Raw genomic sequence first — 17,450 nt, 5'->3', positions numbered from 1 at the left:
GTTGAACGTATATTCTGTAGATAAAATCCGCAACGTTTGTGTAATGGGACACGGCGGAGAAGGCAAGACTTCCCTGATCGAAAGCATGCTGTATATGACCAAGGCGACAGACCGCATGGGAAAGATCGCGGACGGAAATACCGTTTGTGACTATGACCCGGAGGAGATCCGCAGAAAGTTCTCGATTTCCACCGCAGTGGCGCCGGTAGAATACGGCGATTGCAAGATCAACATGCTGGACACGCCGGGCTTCTTTGATTTTGAAGGCGAAGTACAGAGCGCACTGCGCGTGTGCGAATCCGGTTTGATTGTCGTTCCGGGCAAGTCCGGACCGAGCGTTGGCACGGAAAAGGCGTGGAAGCGTCTGGCAGATCAGGGCAAGCCGTGTGCGTTTTATATTTCTAAAATTGACGAAGAAAATTCCGATTATGATACATCGCTGCATAAGCTGCAGAAGGCGTTCGGCGCACACGTTGTTCCGATCGTTATCCCGATTTTCGAGGGCAACCGCGAGACCGTCGGCGTTGTCGACTGTGTCATCCGCAAGGCGTACCATATGGAGGGCAACGAACGCAAGGAGGTTGCGATTCCGGAAGCCATGATGGCAAAGGTTGACCAGCAGCGCGCCGCTCTGTGCGAGAGCGTGGCAGAGCTGTCGGAGGACCTGATGGAGCGTTATTTCGCAGGCGAGGAGTTCTCGGATGAAGAACTGATTGCCGGTCTGCGTCAGGGCGTGCTTGAGCGCGCGGTTATTCCGGTATTCTGCGGCACTGCAGCGACCGGCATCGGCACCGTTGCAACGCTCAAGGGCATCTGCGATTACATGCCGTCTCCAGATCAGGGCGAAGTAGAAGTTTGCGAGGAAGGCGACGATCTCGTTGAGATTCCGTGCAACCCGAACGGCACGCCGTGTGCATTTGTGTTCAAGACCACTGCGGATCAGTACGGCAGATTCAGCTACTTCAAGGTTGTTGCCGGTTCCGTCAAGCAGGATATGACGCTGCTCAATCATCGCATGGATGCCACGGAAAAGATTGGTCATCTGTACTCGATTTGCGGCAAGAAGGCAACCGAAGTCAAGGAAATTACCTGCGGCGATATCGGTGCCGTATCCAAGCTCGCGACCACAAAGACCGGTGATACGCTGTCGATGAGTGTGCGCGCAGTCAATCTGACACCGGTACAGTTTGCAAAGCCGTGCTATACACAGGCAATCGCGCCGAAAACCAAGGGCGGCGAAGAAAAAATCGCAGCGGGTCTCACCAAGCTCGCGGATGAAGATCCGACCTTTGGCTTTACCATCAATCCGGAGACGCATCAGAGCCTGCTGAGCGGCATGGGTGACATTCATCTGGATGTCATTTGCTCCAAGCTGCAGTCCCGCTTTGGCGCAGAGCCGGTGCTGAGCAAGCCGATTGTTCCGTATCGCGAGAAGATTCGCGCATCGGTTACGGTGGAAGGCAAGCATAAGAAGCAGTCGGGCGGTCACGGTCAGTATGGACACGTCAAGATGACCTTTGAGCCGTATGCAGACGGCGATTATGTATTTGAAGAACGTATTTTTGGCGGATCAGTTCCGAAGAACTTCCATCCGGCGGTTGACAAGGGCGTTCGGGAGGCCATGGAGCACGGTGTGCTGGCCGGCTATCCGATGGTTGGCTTGAAGGCAATTCTGCTTGACGGCTCCTATCATGATGTAGACTCCAACGAGCTGTCGTTCAAGATGGCTGCCAAGCTGGCGTATAAGGCGGGCATCCCACAGGCAAAGCCGGTTATTATGGAGCCGATTTGCTCGATGAAGGTTTACATTCCGGATTCGTACATGGGCGATGTCATCGGTGACATCAACAAGCGCCGCGGCCGCATCATGGGCATGAACCCGACCGATGACGGACAGGAAATTCTTGCCGAAGTGCCGATGGCAGAAATCAGCGACTACGCGATCACGCTGCGTTCGATGACGCAGGGCAGAGGTTCCTTTGAATCCGCGTTTGAGCGCTATGAGGACGCGCCTCCGGCAGTGCAGGAGAAGGTTATCGAAGCTGCACAGGCACAGTAAAACATGCTGTATCCAAGCCCCTCCGGATTTTCCGGAGGGGCTTGTTTGCATCATAAATGTTCCGTGGCGTGCATACGCTGTACCAGAAACAGCTGGAACAGACGGCAAGGAGCGGGAAAACTATGTTTATCATAACGGCGAAATTCAGTAAGCGGAAGCTTTTCTTTGGCATTGCGGTGACGGCGGCGCTGCTGCTGACGGCGGGCGCGGCGGCACACTTGGCAGGAGATGTGGCGGCGATGGGAAATCGTGCGGACAGCGAGGCAAACGACGCTGCGCAGCAGACGGTTTCAACGCTGGCACTGACAGACGAGGAGCGCACAGCATACCTAAAAGCGTGCGGATGGGAAGTGGATGCCGCGTCCTGCACGGTGCGGGAAGTGATTATTCCGTCGGATTTCGACGAGACCTATCAGAGCTATGCGGACTTACAGGCGCGGCAGGGATTTGACTTGGAGAAGCTCAAAGGCAAACGCGTCAAGCAGGTCGTTTACTCCGTCACAAATTCAGAAGAATCGGATGTTTTGGCGGAATTGCTGATCTATCGAGGAAAAATCGTTGCGGGGGATATTTGCTCCATGAAGACGGACGGCGGCTTTACGCGCGGGCTGATGGATCGCACCGGACAGAAGTCAAATGACACAAAGGATACGTCAGAATCCACAAGCAGCCAAGCGGATTCTGGTGCATCCTGACAACAGCTTTTTTCGCAAAATCAACACATTGCCCAAAGAAGCAGGCGAGAAATCCCGCCTGCTTTTATATTTTTTTGAAAACACTCTTGTGCAAATGTACCAAAGGTGATATAATGCTCTTGATTATTGGCAGGAGGCGATGAAGTGGCGGCACAGCGAATAGACAAACTGCTCACGGCGATGGGACTGTGTTCCCGCAGGGAAGCGGCGGCAGCGGCAAAACGCGGTGCGATTGTCATTGACGGTGCGGTGTGTCGGGACGCCTCCCAAAAAGTAGATCCGGAAACCGCGCGGATTTGCTTTTGCGGACAGACGGTCAGCTATCAGACGCATGTATATCTGATGATGCATAAGCCGCTTGGCGTGCTGTCTGCAACCGAGGACAGAGAACAACAAACCGTGCTGGATCTTCTGCCTGCCGGCTATAAAAAGCGCGGCGTGTTTCCGATTGGACGGCTGGACAAGGACACATCCGGACTGCTGCTGCTGACGGATGACGGTGCACTGGGACATGCGCTGACCTCGCCCAAGCACGCGGTAGATAAAGTCTATCGGGCGCAGACGGAGGGCGCATTGGGCGATACCGATGTACAGGCATTTGCGCAGGGTATCACACTGCGCGACGGCACGCGCTGCCGGCCGGCAAAGCTGGAAATCTGCGAAGCGCGCGAAGGGTACGCCGAGGTTTTGGTAACGGTTCATGAGGGCAAGTATCATCAGGTGCGGCGCATGCTGGCATCCCGCGGTGCGCCGGTCAAGACGCTGAAACGCTTGTCGGAAGGCCCGCTCAAACTGGATGCGGCACTGCAGCCGGGACAGTGGAGAGAACTGACGCAGGAGGAAATTGCACAGTTGCTCGCCTGCCAGGCGGGAAAAGACGGCTGAGAAAAAGCAATCACGTTACATAGGGAAAAGTCGACAAAATAAAGTCAAAATTTTTGTACAAATTTCTGTCGATTTGTGATATAATAAAAAAAGTGAACGATAGGACAGCGTTTTGCTGTCAATATGATTGGTGATGGTTTTGCTCCCGCGGATAAAAACAGCTGCTGACAAGTGCAGGATTTCAGCAGAATATGCGGGTACAGAAAACAATTTCGTTGAAGAAGGGTGAAGTATGATGGCATCAAGAATGTTTCAGTCTATAATTTTACAGATGAAAGATGCGGTTGACCGCACAATCGGCATTATCAATGCCAGCGGCGCAGTCGTGGCCTGTACCGACCTCAAACGGATCGGTGAGATGCGCGAGGACGCAGCAGCTGAGCTGTCCTATGTCGGTGACATGATTCGCTTTGGCGGATATACTTATCGTCCGGTTGCAGACCGTTCGACTCGTTTTGAGTACGCAGTGTTTGTACACGGCGAAGACGAAAATGCCCGCAGCATCTGCTCGATGGCAGCGATTGCCGTCAGCAACATCAAGACGCTGTACGACGAAAAGCACGACAAGGCTACATTTATCAAGAACATCATTCTCGATAATATCCTGCCGGGAGATATTTATATTAAGTCCCGCGAGCTGCACTTTGAGGGAGACACCACCCGCGCCGTATTCCTGGTTCGTCAGGAAGAACATGCGGACGTCGCTGCACTGGACGTCATTCAGGGGCTGTTCCCGGATAAGCAGCACGACTTTGTCCTGCACATCAATGAAAATGATATCGTTCTTGTCAAGGAAGTAAAACCGACCATCGACGACAAGGAACTCATGAAGATTGCCAAGGGCATCGAGGAGACCTTGGAGAATGAACTGCAGATTAAGTGCCTGATCGGTATCGGTACCGTTTGCAGCCAGCTCAAGGACGTTGCAAAATCCTTCAAGGAAGCACAGACTGCGCTGGAAGTCGGCGTCGTATTCGACAACGAGCAGAACATTGTCAATTATGACACGCTGGGCTTGGCGCGTCTGATTTATCAGTTGCCGACGACCCTGTGCGAGATGTTCCTGAACGAAATTTTTAAGAAGGGCTCGATTGACGCATTGGATCAGGAGACCCTGTTCACCATCCAGAAGTTCTTTGAAAACAACCTGAACGTGTCTGAGACCTCTCGTAAGCTGTTTGTACACAGAAACACGCTGGTTTACCGTCTGGAGAAAATTAAAAAGCTGACGGGCTTGGATCTGCGTGAATTCGACCATGCGATTGTATTTAAGGTTGCGCTGATGGTACGCAAGTACTTGGCTTCTCGTGAGGCTGGACGCCTGTAATCTTGTAATCGAGGTGAAATTTTTTGATTAAACCAACGACTGCAAAACGTATTATGGCGGTTGTCGCGCTGATTTTGGTCGTATTGATGCTGCTCAGCTCGGTTTCCGTTCTGTTTTGAGGGCGCACAAAATTTGATATTTTTGTGAACACAGCAAAAAATAGTTGCCGCAGGCTTTGTCCTGCGGTATTCTTTTTATAGAGATGATTTCATACGAAAGGAAGCGAGAGCGATTTGAAACGCATGGTATCGCTGCGTCGGGCAGTGGCTGCCGGCGCGGCGGCAACGATTGCGGGCGGACTGGTCACCGGCGTGGTTGTGTATCACGCCGTGCATCCGAGCGGACAGGCTGGAGAAATCTATGATGTTCTGCGGCAGGCGGACAGCATCAGCCAGAAATACTTTGTCGGCGAGGATTACGACACGGATGACCTCATCAACGGCGCACTGACAGGATATGCACAGGGGCTCGGTGACCGCTGGACAAGTTATATGACGCCGGAATATTATCAGAGCTATCGGGAATCTTCGGCAGATTCCACCGTGGGCATCGGCGTGACCGTCAGCTATCTGGAAAATGACGATGGCACACATTATTTATATGTAAACACGGTGGCGACCGATTCTCCGGCACAAAAGGCGGGCATTGGCTGCTACGATAAAATTACAGCCATCAACGGCAAGCGCATAGACGATTTTGGCAGCTATGACAAGGCGGTTGCCGCAGTCCGCGGCAAGGCGGGCGGCGTTGTGCAGCTGGGCATTCACCAATATGCAACGAATCAGGATGTCACGCTGTCTGTAACGCGCGCGGAATATGAGCAAATTCATGTGACATCGCGTATGCTGGACAATCAGATTGGATACATTCGGATTGAGAAGTTTGCAGACAATACCGATGAGCAGTTTGATGCCGCTGTCAAAGAAATGCAGAAGCAGGGCGCAGCCAGCTTGCTGTTTGACCTGCGCAACAATCCGGGCGGACAGCTGACGGCACTGGTCAATTGTCTGGACACGCTGCTGCCGGAGGGAAAAATTATTTCGCTCAAAGACAAAGCGGGAAAGACCGAAGAATATACATCGGATGCAAACGCGGTGGATTTGCCGATGGCGGTGCTCGTCAATGCGGATTCGTACAGCGCGGCGGAGTTTTTCGCGGCTGCGCTGCAGGAATACGGCAAGGCAACGATTGTCGGAGAAAAGACCGTCGGCAAGGGATACTCCCAGCAGGGCTTTGAGCTGTCCAACGGCGGCTGCCTGAATATTTCGACGCACTGTTACTACACGCCGAAGGGCGTCAGCTTGATTGGAAAAGGCGTGACGCCGGACAAGCAAGCAGACCTGAGCGACGAGAAAAAAGAGCACTTCTATGTGCTGCGGGACAGCGAAGATGACCAGCTGCAAGCGGCAATTTCTGTGCTGAAAAAGTGAAAATCGGTACAACACGTGCTTGACATCATACGATGGGATTTATATAATGAATAACAAGGCACGTTTGCATAAACGATATCTGATGAAAAATCTGTAATAGATCGAGGGGAAACATTCCATGAAACAAGAGTATAGAATGACACAGGAAAGTCTGGATAAGCTGAAGGAAGAGCAGGAGTACCTCAGCACCGTCCGCATGCGCGAAATCACCGCGCAGATTAAGGAAGCCCTTTCTTTCGGCGACCTTTCCGAGAACGCAGAGTACCATGCAGCGAAGGATGAGCAGGGCAAGGTAAACTCCCGCATTCTGGAGCTGGAGACCATGATCTCCAAGGCTGTCATCATCGCAGCAGATGAGTACGCAGCAGATGAGGTATCTCCGGGATGCACCTTCAAGATTGAGGATCTGGAGTTTGGTGACGAAGAGCAGTACCGTATTGTCGGCTCGCAGGAAGCAGACCCGATGGCTGGTCTGATTTCTGACGAATCTCCGGTAGGCAAGGCTGTTCTGGGTCACAAGGTTGGCGAGGTTGTCGAGGTAGAAGCACCGAACGACAGCGTGGTAAAGTTCCGCATCACCGACATCCAGAAGTAAACAAGAACCAACAACAGGCTGTCTGCCACGCCGGAACGGATGGCGGACAGTCCTTTTGCATTATAATTAGGAGGAAAAACATGGATCAGAACGCAGCTGCTGAACAGAGCAAGCCGAAGAACGCAAAGCCGGTTCGCTCGGAATCCGAAGAGTATGAGATCCGCACCGCAAAACTGCAGGCAATGCAGGAGGAGGGCAAGGACCCGTTTACGGAAGTTCGGTTTGACCGCACCAACTATACCACGGACATCACCGAGAACTTCGAGGAGATGGAAGGCAAAATCGTCCGTCTGGCAGGCCGCATGATGAGCAAGCGCATCATGGGCAAGCTGACCTTCTCGGACATCACCGACCGGTATGGCCGCATCCAGCTGTGCGTCAAGCGCGATCTGCTGGGCACCGAGGAGTACAAGCAGTTTAAGAAGTATGACATTGGCGATATCATCGGCATCGAGGGCGAAGTATTCCGCACCCAGAAGGGCGAAATTTCCGTTCGCGTGGACAAGCTCCAGCTGTTGTCGAAGTCCCTGCGCCCGCTGCCGGAAAAGTGGCACGGTCTGAAGGACACCGACATTCGCTATCGCCGCCGTTACGTGGATTTGATTGTCAATCCGGAAGTGCGCCGCACCTTTGAGAACCGCTCGAAGATCGTTCGCGAAATCCGCAACTTCTGTGACAGCCAGGGCTTTATGGAAGTAGAGACACCGTGTCTGAACACGATTCCGGGCGGTGCTGCTGCGCGTCCGTTTATCACGCATCACAACGCGCTGGACATCGACATGTACATGCGCATTGCGACCGAGCTGCATTTGAAGCGACTGATTGTCGGCGGCATGGAGCGTGTCTATGAGATCGGTCGTATCTTCCGCAACGAAGGCATGGACACCAGACACAATCCGGAGTTCACCACCATTGAGATTTATCAGGCATATACCGACTATAACGGCATGATGGATTTGACCGAGAACATGGTCATCCACTGCTGCGAGAAGGTTCTGGGCACGACCAAGGTGATGTATCAGGGCACCGAGCTGGACTTCTCCAAGGGCTGGAAGCGCATGACCATGGCAGAGGCTGTCAAGCAGTACTCCGGCATGGACTTCATGGCAATGGACGGCGAGCAGGCTCTGGAGGCTTGCAAGAAGGCCGGCTATGAAATCGACAAGAACAAGGAGAGCTGGGGCGATTTGCTCGCTATGGTTTACGATGCAACCGTAGAAGAAAATCTGATTCAGCCGACCTTTATCACGGATTATCCGGTAGAAATTTCTCCGCTGGCAAAGCGCAAGGCATCTGACCCGCGCCTGACCGAGCGCTTCGAGTGCTTTGTATACGGCCGCGAGCTGTGCAATGCATTCTCTGAGCTGAATGATCCGGTTGACCAGAGAGGCCGCTTCGAGCGTCAGGTAGAGCTGCGCAATGCAGGTGATGACGAAGCGAACATGATGGACGAAGACTTCCTGCGCGCTCTGGAATATGGTATGCCGCCAACGGGCGGCATGGGCATGGGCATTGACCGTTTGGTTATGTTCCTGACCGACAGCGCATCCATTCGCGATGTCCTGCTGTTCCCGACCATGAAGCCGCTGGACTAATGGAATACGGAAAGCCTGAGGAGCTGCCAGTCTGCTGCTCAGGCTTTTGCCATATTACATAAAGAGGCGTATCATGCAAAATATTTTTCCGATGCAACGGGGTCATCGACGGGCTGCACGCCCCGGACGCACCATTTTACTTGGTTTTCTATTTGTCATCCTATTCGGTGCCTGCCTGCTGCATCTCCCAATTGCGGCGCGGGATCACAGCGTGACAGCGTTTGTTGACTGCTTGTTTACTGCGACAAGCGCAACCTGTGTGACAGGGCTTGTTGTGGTAGATACGTGGCAGCACTGGACGGTATTCGGACAGATTGTTGTTTTAGGTTTGATTCAAATCGGCGGCTTGGGCGTTATGTCGGTGACGGCATTGGTGTCCTTCTTTATGGGACGGACGATTACCGTGCGGGAACGATTGGAAATGTCTGCGTCGCTCAGTCTGGACGATATATCGGGAATTGTCCGCTTGATGCGGGAAGTGATGCTGTTTACGGCCGCAATAGAATTGGCGGGAACCGCTTTGCTTTCCATTCGGTTTATTCCGCAGTTTGGTATTGCAGAAGGCTTGTGGAAGGCGTTCTTTCACGCGGTCTCTGCGTTTTGCAATGCAGGTTTTGATTTGATGGGACAGAGAGAGGCATTCTCTAATTTGAGCGACTATGCGCAAGACCCGCTCGTCAATCTCGTGATTATTGCATTGATTGTCATGGGCGGATTGGGTTTTCTCGTCTGGCGCGATTTGCGCGCCAACCGCAAATGGAATCGCCTGTCCGTGCACACGCGTTTGGTTCTGATTATGACGGCATTGCTCTTGATTGGCGGTGCCTTGGCAATATTTGTACTGGAATACAGCAATCCGCAGACATTGGGGAATATGCCGGTCGGAAATCGTGTGCTGGCATCGCTGTTTCAGGCAACAACCTGCCGAACTGCCGGATTTAATACCATTGATCAGGGGGCGCTGCGCAGCGGTACCGCTGTCATCTGTATTTTGCTGATGTTTATCGGCGGCTCCTCGGGTTCCACGGCGGGCGGCATCAAGACGACTTCTGTTGCGGTGCTGATATTGGCGGCGTGGAGCGTGCTGCGCAGCAGACGGGATATCACCGTCTTTCACAGACGGATTGAAGAACGATTGGTTCTGCAGGCCGTCGCGTTGGTGATGGCGGCCCTGGGCTTGATTTTGATGGGAAGCTTTATCTTGTACACGGCGGATAATGTCTCTGTGGAGCGCGCCTTGTATGAGACGACTTCCGCTTTCAGCACGACAGGACTGTCGGAAAATTTAACACCGACGTTGGGTGTAGTATCCAAATGCTGGTTGATTTTGGAGATGTATTTGGGACGCATCGGCATTCTGACATTGGGAGCCGCTGTGTTTATGCGGCGCATCTTTGAGCCGAAAATCCGGTATCCGGAAAGCAAAGTCATCGTAGGATAAGGAGTTCACATGAAATCATTTGTTGTCATTGGTTTGGGCAGATTTGGAACCGCTGTGGCGGAAGAATTGTATGCGCTGGGACATGAGGTGCTGGCTATTGACCGAGAAGAAGGCTGCGCACAGCGCGTGTCAGAGATAGTCACTCATACGATTATCGCCGATGCCAAAGACGAATCCGTGCTGCAGTCTATTGGAGTGCGCAATTTTGACGGTGTGATTATCTGTATGACGGATATTGAGGACAGCGTGATGATTGCTCTGATGCTCAAAGATATGGGAGCGAAGTATATCATTGCGAAATCGAAGTCAAAGCAGCACTCACGGATGCTGGAGCTGATCGGCGTGGATCGCATCGTTTTTCCGGAGCAGGATATGGGCGTGCGGCTGGCACAGACGATTTCGTCCCGCCGCGCGCTGGATTTCATCGAACTGTCGCCAGATTATGCTATCGTGGAGCTGCCGCTGCCGAATGTATGGCAGGATAAGACGCTGGCGGAAATTGGAGTGAGAAAACAGTTTGGAATCAATGTACTGGCGGTTCGCCGCGGGGAAAAGGAAATCTATGTTTCTCCGCAAGCGGAATTTTTGCTGAAACATAGAGATGTTTTGATTGTTGTGGGAAAAAATCAAAATATTCGGAAATTGGAGAAACTGCCATGAGTATACGAATAGAAAGCCGTGAAAATTCTTTGGTCAAGCGGCTTGTTCGCTTGTCCAATGACCGAAAGTTCCGCAAAGAGATGCAGGAAATGGTCTGCGAAGGCGAAAAAATGCTGGGAGAAGCGCTGTCCAGCGGCATGGACATCCATGATATTCTCCTTGCAGAGGATGCAGAATTGGACACAGAGCTGCTGCGGCAGGCGGAAGGACAGGGCGCAAAGCTGTATATCTGCCCGTCCAGCCTGCTGGGTAAGGTGTCCAACGTCAAAACGCCGCAGGGTGTGGTGTTTTCCTGCGAAAGACCGGTGGCAGAGCTGCGCGTTTTGCAGGACGCCAAGCGTCTGATGGTGCTGGAGGGCTTGCAGGACCCGGGAAATCTGGGAACCATTATCCGCACGGCGGATGCATTTGCCTTGGACGGCATCATTTTGTGCGAGGGGTGCGTCGACCCGACCTCTCCGAAAGTCGTTCGCGCGACGATGGGCGCGGCGTTCCGCATGCCAATTGCGGCGGCGCCGTTGGAACAAACCGTGGCATTTTTGCGTGAGCAGAATATGCCGCTGTATGCAGCAGCACTCAGCGAGAGCAGTGTGCCGTTGACGCATGTTGATTTGACCCGCGCCGCTGTCATGATTGGAAATGAGGGACGCGGCATTACAAAAAAAGCGGCTGCTCTGTGCACCCAGCAGATCATCATTCCGATGGACGGCCGTGCAGAGTCGCTCAATGCATCGGTTGCTGCATCAATTATCATGTATGAGATGAGCAGAAAGGTCTGATGGCTGATGACGAATGGGATCTATTGGCTGTGGCTGGCAACGCGACCGCGATGCAGCGCGCGATTTTGCGGACATCTGCTCGAGCGATTCGGCTCTCCGGAAGCGATTTGGCGTGCGGAGCAGCAGGAGTTTGAGGACATTCCGCGGCTCAACAAGGTAAAAATGGATTCGCTGATGGAAAAAGATTTGACGGTCGCGCAGCACATCGAGGAGACGTGCCGGAAGCAGGACATTCAAATCGTGACATTGGAAGATGAAAGATATCCGCAGCTGCTGCGCGAGATTCCGGATCCGCCGCTCGTGCTGTATGTGCGCGGCACCTTGCCGGATTTCACAGACAGAGTGTCTGTCTCCATTGTCGGCACGCGGAAGTGTACCCGATACGGCAAGCAGGCGGCGTGGCATTTCGCGGGCAACCTTGCCCAGCGCGGCGTCATTATCGTGTCGGGTATGGCGATTGGCATTGATGGAACCGCCAATCGTGCGGCGATTGAAGCGGGCGGAGAGACCGTTGCTGTGCTCGGCTGTGGTGTCGATGTATGCTATCCGTGGCAGCACAAACAGCTGATGGATGATATTATGCAGCACGGTGCGGTCATCAGCGAATATCCGCCTGGCACAGAGCCGAAGGGAACGCATTTTCCCGTGCGCAACCGCATTATAACCGGCTTGGGAAAGGGCACACTGATTGTAGAGGCACCTAAAAAATCCGGTGCGCTGATTTCAGCGGATTTGGCGCTGGAACAGGGGCGCGATGTGTTCGCCGTGCCGGGAGATATCAATCGGCCGTCCAGTGCGGGATGCAATGCACGCATTCGGCAGGGCGCTGCGGAATTGGTACAGGAACCGGCGGATATTTTGGCGCAGTATCAACTGACGGACAGCCGCATACAGCGCAAGCTGCAGCCGGTAAAACAGGCATCCATACAGGAGATGCCGAGAGAGAAAGAGAGAAAAAAGCTCCTGCGGCGGCTGGAAGGCTCCGAGGAGGAGCGCACAGTTTGGTGCGCCGTGCATGACGGACAGGAAACCGTCGATGCAATCGTAGAGAAAACCGGCCTGCCCGCCGCCAGCGTGCTGACAGCGCTGACCATGCTGGAAGTCGGGCAATATATCGCCGCGACCGAGAGCGGGTATCAGGCGGCAGCCGATGTAGAACTATAGAAAACAATCACCATTGATCGAATAGATTGGAGAACCGTCTGCCGGCATCGGCAGCGGCACAGGAGGAAAGACAGATATGTCAAAACTTGTCATCGTGGAGTCTCCGGCGAAGGCAAAGACCATCGGAAAGTACCTCGGTACCGACTATGTGGTAAAGGCTTCGATGGGACATCTGCGGGATTTGCCGAAAAAAAAGATGAGTGTGGACATCGAGCATGATTTTAAGCCGGTGTACATGCCGATTGAAGGCAAGGAAAAACTGATTGAAGAATTGCGCGAAGATATCGACAACAGCGATTTCGTCTATCTCGCAACCGACCCGGACCGAGAGGGCGAAGCCATTTCCTGGCACTTAAAAGAGCTGTTTCACCTGAGCGATTCGTTCAGCAAACGCGTCACATTCAATGAAATTACCAAACACGCCGTGCAGGACGGCATTGCACACCCACGCGATATTGATTTGGATTTGGTCGATGCCCAGCAGGCACGCCGCATTTTGGATCGCATCGTGGGCTATGAGCTGTCGCCGTTTTTGTGGCGAAAGGTCAAGCGCGGTCTGTCCGCCGGCCGTGTGCAGTCGGTTGCAACGCGTATGGTTGTGGATAGAGAGATGGAAATCCGTGCCTTTGTGCCGGAGGAATATTGGTCTCTTGAAGCAGAACTGAAAACGCAGGAAGGCGGCATGTTTACCGCTTCATTCTACGGCGATGCGACGGGCAAGGTCGAACTGAAAACCGAAGAACAGACCATGCACATCGTAGAAGCGGTAACCGGCAAGGCGTTTACCGTCGGCAAGGTCAAGCGCGGCAAAAAACGCAAAAGACCGGCGCCGCCGTTTATCACCTCTACGCTGCAGCAGGAAGCCAGCCGCAAGCTGAGCTTTGTGCCGCGCCGCACGATGGCGATTGCCCAGCAGCTGTATGAAGGCATTGAGATCGGCGAGCAGGGCTTGACCGGTTTGATTACCTACATGCGTACCGACTCCCTGCGACTGTCCGAGGAGGCACAGACCGCGGCAAAGGAATACATTCTCGGCCGGTACGGCGCAGACTATTATCCGGAAAAGACACGGACGTTCCGCGCCAAGAGCAATGCGCAGGACGCGCATGAGGCCATTCGCCCGACCAATGTACAGCTGATTCCGGATGAAATCAAGGACTATCTGACGCCGGAACAGTACAAGCTGTATAAGCTGATCTGGAGCCGCTTTGTTGCCTGCCAGATGGCGGATGCCATCATGGATACCGTATCGTCTGATATTGTCTCAGAGGGCTATATTTTCCGCGCAAGCGGCTATAAAGTGGCATTCCCGGGCTTTACGGCGGTATATGAGGAGTCCACAGACGATGCCAAGGCATCGGATACGACCTCCGGCAAGCCGCTGCCGAACTTTGATGAGGGCGACAGCTTACAGTGCAGCAAGCTGACACCGGCACAGCATTTCACCCAGCCGCCGGCACGATATACTGAGGCATCGCTCATCAAGGCGATGGAAGAAAAGGGTATCGGCAGACCGTCTACCTATGCGCCGACCATTTCGACGATTTTGGAACGCGATTATGTGGCGAAGGAAGGCAGAAGCCTTAAGCCGACGCCGCTCGGCGAGGGCGTCACCGAGCTGCTGGTCGATAAATTCGAGTCGATTTCGGATTTGGAATTTACCGCGCACATGGAAGAAGAGCTGGATGAAGTTGAAAATGGAAAAATCAGCTATGTAGAGGTTCTGCGTCGGTTTTATGACGGATTTGAAGCGGCGCTGCAGCAGGCAGAGAAGGATCTCGAAGGGCAGCGCATCAAAATCAAAGATGAAGTGACCGATGAAATCTGCGAAAAGTGCGGCAAGCACATGGTTATCAAATCCGGCAGATTCGGCAAGTTTTTGGCGTGCTCCGGATATCCGGACTGCAAAAACACCAAGAATATTGCCATCAAGACCGGTGTGAACTGTCCGAAATGCGGCGGCAATATCGTTGAGCTGAAATCCAAGCGCGGATTCCCGTTTTTGGGCTGCGACAATTATCCGGAATGTACGTTTATGACGTGGGATAAGGTGACGAAAAAGCAGTGCCCGCAGTGCGGCTCCACGCTGTTCCGCCATTATGACCGCGAGACCGGTGAGGCACATTTCGTGTGCTACAAGGAAGGCTGCGGCTACAAGGAGTTCATCAGCAAGCGCACTCCGCGCAAGACCAAGGCGCAGAAGGAAGCAGAGGCAAAGGCGGCAGCAGAGGCAGCAGGCGAGAATCCGGAGACCGCTGAGGCAGAGGACAAGCCAAAGAAAACGACCAAGAAATCCGCGGCGAAAAAGACCACTGCCAAGAAAACAACGAAAAAAACAACGACGAAGAAAACGACAGCCAAAAAGACAACCAAGAAAACGACCAAGAAGGCGGAGGACGGCGAACAGGCGCCCAAAAAGCGCGTGACACGCAAGAAAAAGACCGAAGCTACGGAGGAACCAGTTGATGCATAATGCCATTGTGATCGGCGCAGGCCTTGCGGGCAGCGAAGCTGCTTGGCAGCTGGCACAGCGCGGTATCCATGTGGATCTGTACGAAATGAAGCCGGTTAAAATGACACCGGCGCACCACAGCAGCGCGTTTGCGGAGCTTTGCTGCTCCAATTCGCTGCGCGGTGCAGAAATCTGCACGGCGCCGGGACTGCTCAAGGAAGAGCTGCGCCGCGCAGGCAGCTTGATTATCTCTTGTGCCGATGCGACGCGCGTAGAAGCGGGCGGCGCACTTGCGGTTGACCGAGAGGCATTTGCCAATCTGGTCACGGAAAAAGTCAAAAACCATCCGAACATTACAGTTCATGAAGGTGAAGTGACAGAAATTCCCGCAGAGGGACATGTCATCGTGGCAACCGGCCCGCTGACCTCAGACGCTCTGTTTGAGAGCATTCACAACAAACTCGGCGCACATGAATACCTGCATTTTTATGATGCGGCGGCACCGATTGTCAGCTTTGAATCGGTGGATATGGACAGTGCCTATTTTGCGTCCCGCTATGACAAGGGCACGGCGGATTACATCAACTGTCCGATGAACAGAGAGCAGTACGATGCATTCTGGGAGGCGCTGTGTGAGGCGGAACAGGCACCGGTGCACGGCTTTGAGGACAAGAAGGTATTTGAAGGCTGCATGCCGGTGGAAGTGATGGGACGCCGCGGACACGATACGCTGCTGTACGGTCCGCTCAAGCCGGTCGGTCTGCGCGATCCGCACACCGGAGAGACGCCGTATGCCGTTGTACAGCTGCGCCGCGACAATGCGGCGGGCTCGCTGTATAATCTTGTCGGTTTTCAGACGCATCTGAAGTTTCCGGAGCAGAAGCGCGTATTCTCGATGATTCCGGCGCTGAAAAATGCGGAATTTGTGCGCTATGGCGTCATGCACCGCAATACATTTATGGATTCTCCGCGATTGCTGGACAACCACTATCGGCTCAAGGCAGAGCCGCGCATTCGCTTTGCCGGACAGATGACCGGCGTAGAGGGCTACATCGAGTCCGCAGCATCCGGTTTTGAAACCGGTTTGAATCTGGCACGCGAGCTGCTGGGACTGGAGCCGATTGAATTTTCCGATCTGACGGCAATCGGCGCGCTGGGGCTGTACATTTCCAATGAGGCGAATGCGAAGTTCCAGCCGATGAACATCAATTTCGGCATCATTCAGCCGCTTGGCTATCGCGTCAAGGGCAAGCGGGAAAAGAATACCCAGATTGCTCAGCGTGCGCTGGAGCATCTGGACACGCTGTTGGATGCCGTACAGGAGGGAAAGGAGACCCTTTCGTGAAAATCATCATTGATGCCATGAGCGGTGACAACGCACCGCAGGCACAGGTTTCCGGCTGCGTGCAGGCGGCCAAGGAATTTGGACAGGAGTATATTCTGGTCGGACAGGAAGCGGTTCTACGCGATCTGCTGGCAAAGGAGCAGGCGGAAAATCTGCCGATTACCATTCATGACGCACAGGAAATCATTGATATGCACGATGATCCGGCGACGGCTGTTCGCCGCAAAAAAGATGCGTCGATGTCGGTGGCGCTGCGCATGATGAAGGACGGCGAGGCGGATGCCATGATTTCAGCGGGCAATACCGGCGCGCTGCTGTCCGGCGCAACGCTGGTCACCAAGCGCATTCGCGGCATCCGCCGCGCGGCACTGCCGACGCAGCTGCCGTGCAAGGGCGGCCATGTGCTGCTCATTGACTCCGGCGCAAATGTCGAATGCACGGAAGAATATCTGCTGCAGTTTGCTTTTATGGGCAGCTTCTACATGGAAAAGGTTATGGGCGTCAAGAATCCGCGTGTCGGTTTGGTCAACAACGGCGCAGAGGACACCAAGGGCGACCCGCTGCGCAAGGCGGCATATGATGTGCTCAAGGCGGCGGGCGATGCCGGTCGCATCAATTTTATCGGCAACGTAGAGGGAAGCGATATCCCGAACGGCGCGTGTGACGTAGCTGTGACAGACGGCTTTACCGGCAACATTTTGCTCAAGACGGTGGAAGGCGTGGCAGGCTTTCTGATGGGTACGCTCAAGGATGTGTTCCTGACCAGCGCACGCACCAAGCTTGCGTATCTGCTCGTCAAGCCGGCGATGGGCGGGCTCAAGAAAATGATGTCCTCGAAGGAAGTCGGCGGCGCGCCGTTCCTCGGCATTTCCAAGCCGGTATTTAAGGCGCACGGCTCGTCGGACGCTTATGCCATTCGCTCGGCGGTCAAACAGGCAATTGCCTATGTAAATGCCGATGTTGTTGGAGAAATTCAGCGCAATATTGATAATATGACCTTGTGACGGCATTTCCCTATTGACA

14 protein-coding genes are annotated in these 17,450 nt (G+C 53.8%); all 14 read left to right on the top strand.

The genetic code is table 11. The features are described from left to right. Position 1 precedes the first annotated feature (1 nt). The 14 genes from KQI75_RS06930 (at position 2) to plsX (ending at position 17,431) form a co-directional block, all read left to right on the top strand. Complete coding sequence (locus KQI75_RS06930; RefSeq protein WP_216470016.1) at positions 2 to 2,059, top strand: elongation factor G; 2,058 nt, start codon at positions 2 to 4, stop codon at positions 2,057 to 2,059. A gap of 122 nt (positions 2,060 to 2,181) precedes the next feature. After that, a complete protein-coding gene (locus tag KQI75_RS06925; protein WP_216470015.1) occupies positions 2,182 to 2,754 on the top strand; it encodes a DUF4830 domain-containing protein in 573 nt (190 codons plus the stop codon). Positions 2,755 to 2,898: 144 nt separating this feature from the next. Beyond that, positions 2,899 to 3,639: a pseudouridine synthase gene (locus tag KQI75_RS06920; protein WP_216470014.1), complete on the top strand. Its 741-nt coding sequence runs from the start codon at positions 2,899 to 2,901 to the stop codon at positions 3,637 to 3,639. A 235-nt stretch (positions 3,640 to 3,874) separates the two neighbouring features. Continuing rightward, entirely contained in the window at positions 3,875 to 4,966 is a 1,092-nt protein-coding gene (locus KQI75_RS06915; RefSeq protein ID WP_216470249.1) for a PucR family transcriptional regulator, read from the top strand. 242 nt (positions 4,967 to 5,208) lie between these two features. Next, positions 5,209 to 6,396, top strand: coding sequence for a S41 family peptidase (locus KQI75_RS06910; protein WP_246566514.1), 1,188 nt, complete (start codon positions 5,209 to 5,211; stop codon positions 6,394 to 6,396). Positions 6,397 to 6,514: 118 nt separating this feature from the next. Continuing rightward, the gene (gene greA, locus KQI75_RS06905) at positions 6,515 to 6,991 is read left to right on the top strand and encodes a transcription elongation factor GreA (RefSeq protein WP_216470012.1); all 477 of its coding nucleotides are present in this window, start codon (positions 6,515 to 6,517) and stop codon (positions 6,989 to 6,991) included. Between the two features lie 80 nt (positions 6,992 to 7,071). After that, on the top strand, positions 7,072 to 8,586 hold the full coding sequence (gene lysS, locus KQI75_RS06900; RefSeq protein WP_216470011.1) for a lysine--tRNA ligase: 1,515 nt from the start codon (positions 7,072 to 7,074) through the stop codon (positions 8,584 to 8,586). 73 nt (positions 8,587 to 8,659) lie between these two features. Continuing rightward, the gene (locus tag KQI75_RS06895; protein ID WP_216470010.1) at positions 8,660 to 10,027 is read left to right on the top strand and encodes a TrkH family potassium uptake protein; all 1,368 of its coding nucleotides are present in this window, start codon (positions 8,660 to 8,662) and stop codon (positions 10,025 to 10,027) included. Positions 10,028 to 10,036: 9 nt separating this feature from the next. Further along, positions 10,037 to 10,687 carry a potassium channel family protein gene (locus KQI75_RS06890; RefSeq protein WP_216470009.1) on the top strand — a complete coding sequence of 217 codons (651 nt, stop codon included), beginning with the start codon at positions 10,037 to 10,039 and terminating at the stop codon, positions 10,685 to 10,687. After that, the gene (locus KQI75_RS06885; protein ID WP_216470008.1) at positions 10,684 to 11,466 is read left to right on the top strand and encodes a TrmH family RNA methyltransferase; all 783 of its coding nucleotides are present in this window, start codon (positions 10,684 to 10,686) and stop codon (positions 11,464 to 11,466) included. Before KQI75_RS06890 ends, KQI75_RS06885 begins: the two co-directional genes overlap by 4 nt. Before the next feature lie 6 nt (positions 11,467 to 11,472). Next, positions 11,473 to 12,630 carry a DNA-processing protein DprA gene (gene dprA, locus KQI75_RS06880; RefSeq protein WP_216470007.1) on the top strand — a complete coding sequence of 386 codons (1,158 nt, stop codon included), beginning with the start codon at positions 11,473 to 11,475 and terminating at the stop codon, positions 12,628 to 12,630. A 76-nt stretch (positions 12,631 to 12,706) separates the two neighbouring features. Further along, entirely contained in the window at positions 12,707 to 15,103 is a 2,397-nt protein-coding gene (gene topA / locus KQI75_RS06875) for a type I DNA topoisomerase (protein ID WP_216470006.1), read from the top strand. After that, on the top strand, positions 15,096 to 16,427 hold the full coding sequence (trmFO, locus tag KQI75_RS06870; protein ID WP_216470005.1) for a methylenetetrahydrofolate--tRNA-(uracil(54)-C(5))-methyltransferase (FADH(2)-oxidizing) TrmFO: 1,332 nt from the start codon (positions 15,096 to 15,098) through the stop codon (positions 16,425 to 16,427). Before topA ends, trmFO begins: the two co-directional genes overlap by 8 nt. Then, positions 16,424 to 17,431 (top strand): phosphate acyltransferase PlsX, encoded by a 1,008-nt coding sequence (gene plsX / locus KQI75_RS06865; RefSeq protein WP_216470004.1) that lies wholly within the window; start codon positions 16,424 to 16,426, stop codon positions 17,429 to 17,431. The genes trmFO and plsX overlap by 4 nt, the downstream gene beginning before the upstream one ends. Positions 17,432 to 17,450: the final 19 nt, after the last annotated feature.

The sequence above is a fragment of the Butyricicoccus intestinisimiae genome (assembly GCF_018918345.1).
Lineage (GTDB): Bacteria > Bacillota > Clostridia > Oscillospirales > Butyricicoccaceae > Butyricicoccus_A > Butyricicoccus_A intestinisimiae.
The sequence above is the reverse complement of the archived record's forward strand: the minus strand, read 5'-3'. Positions and strand labels throughout refer to the sequence as shown.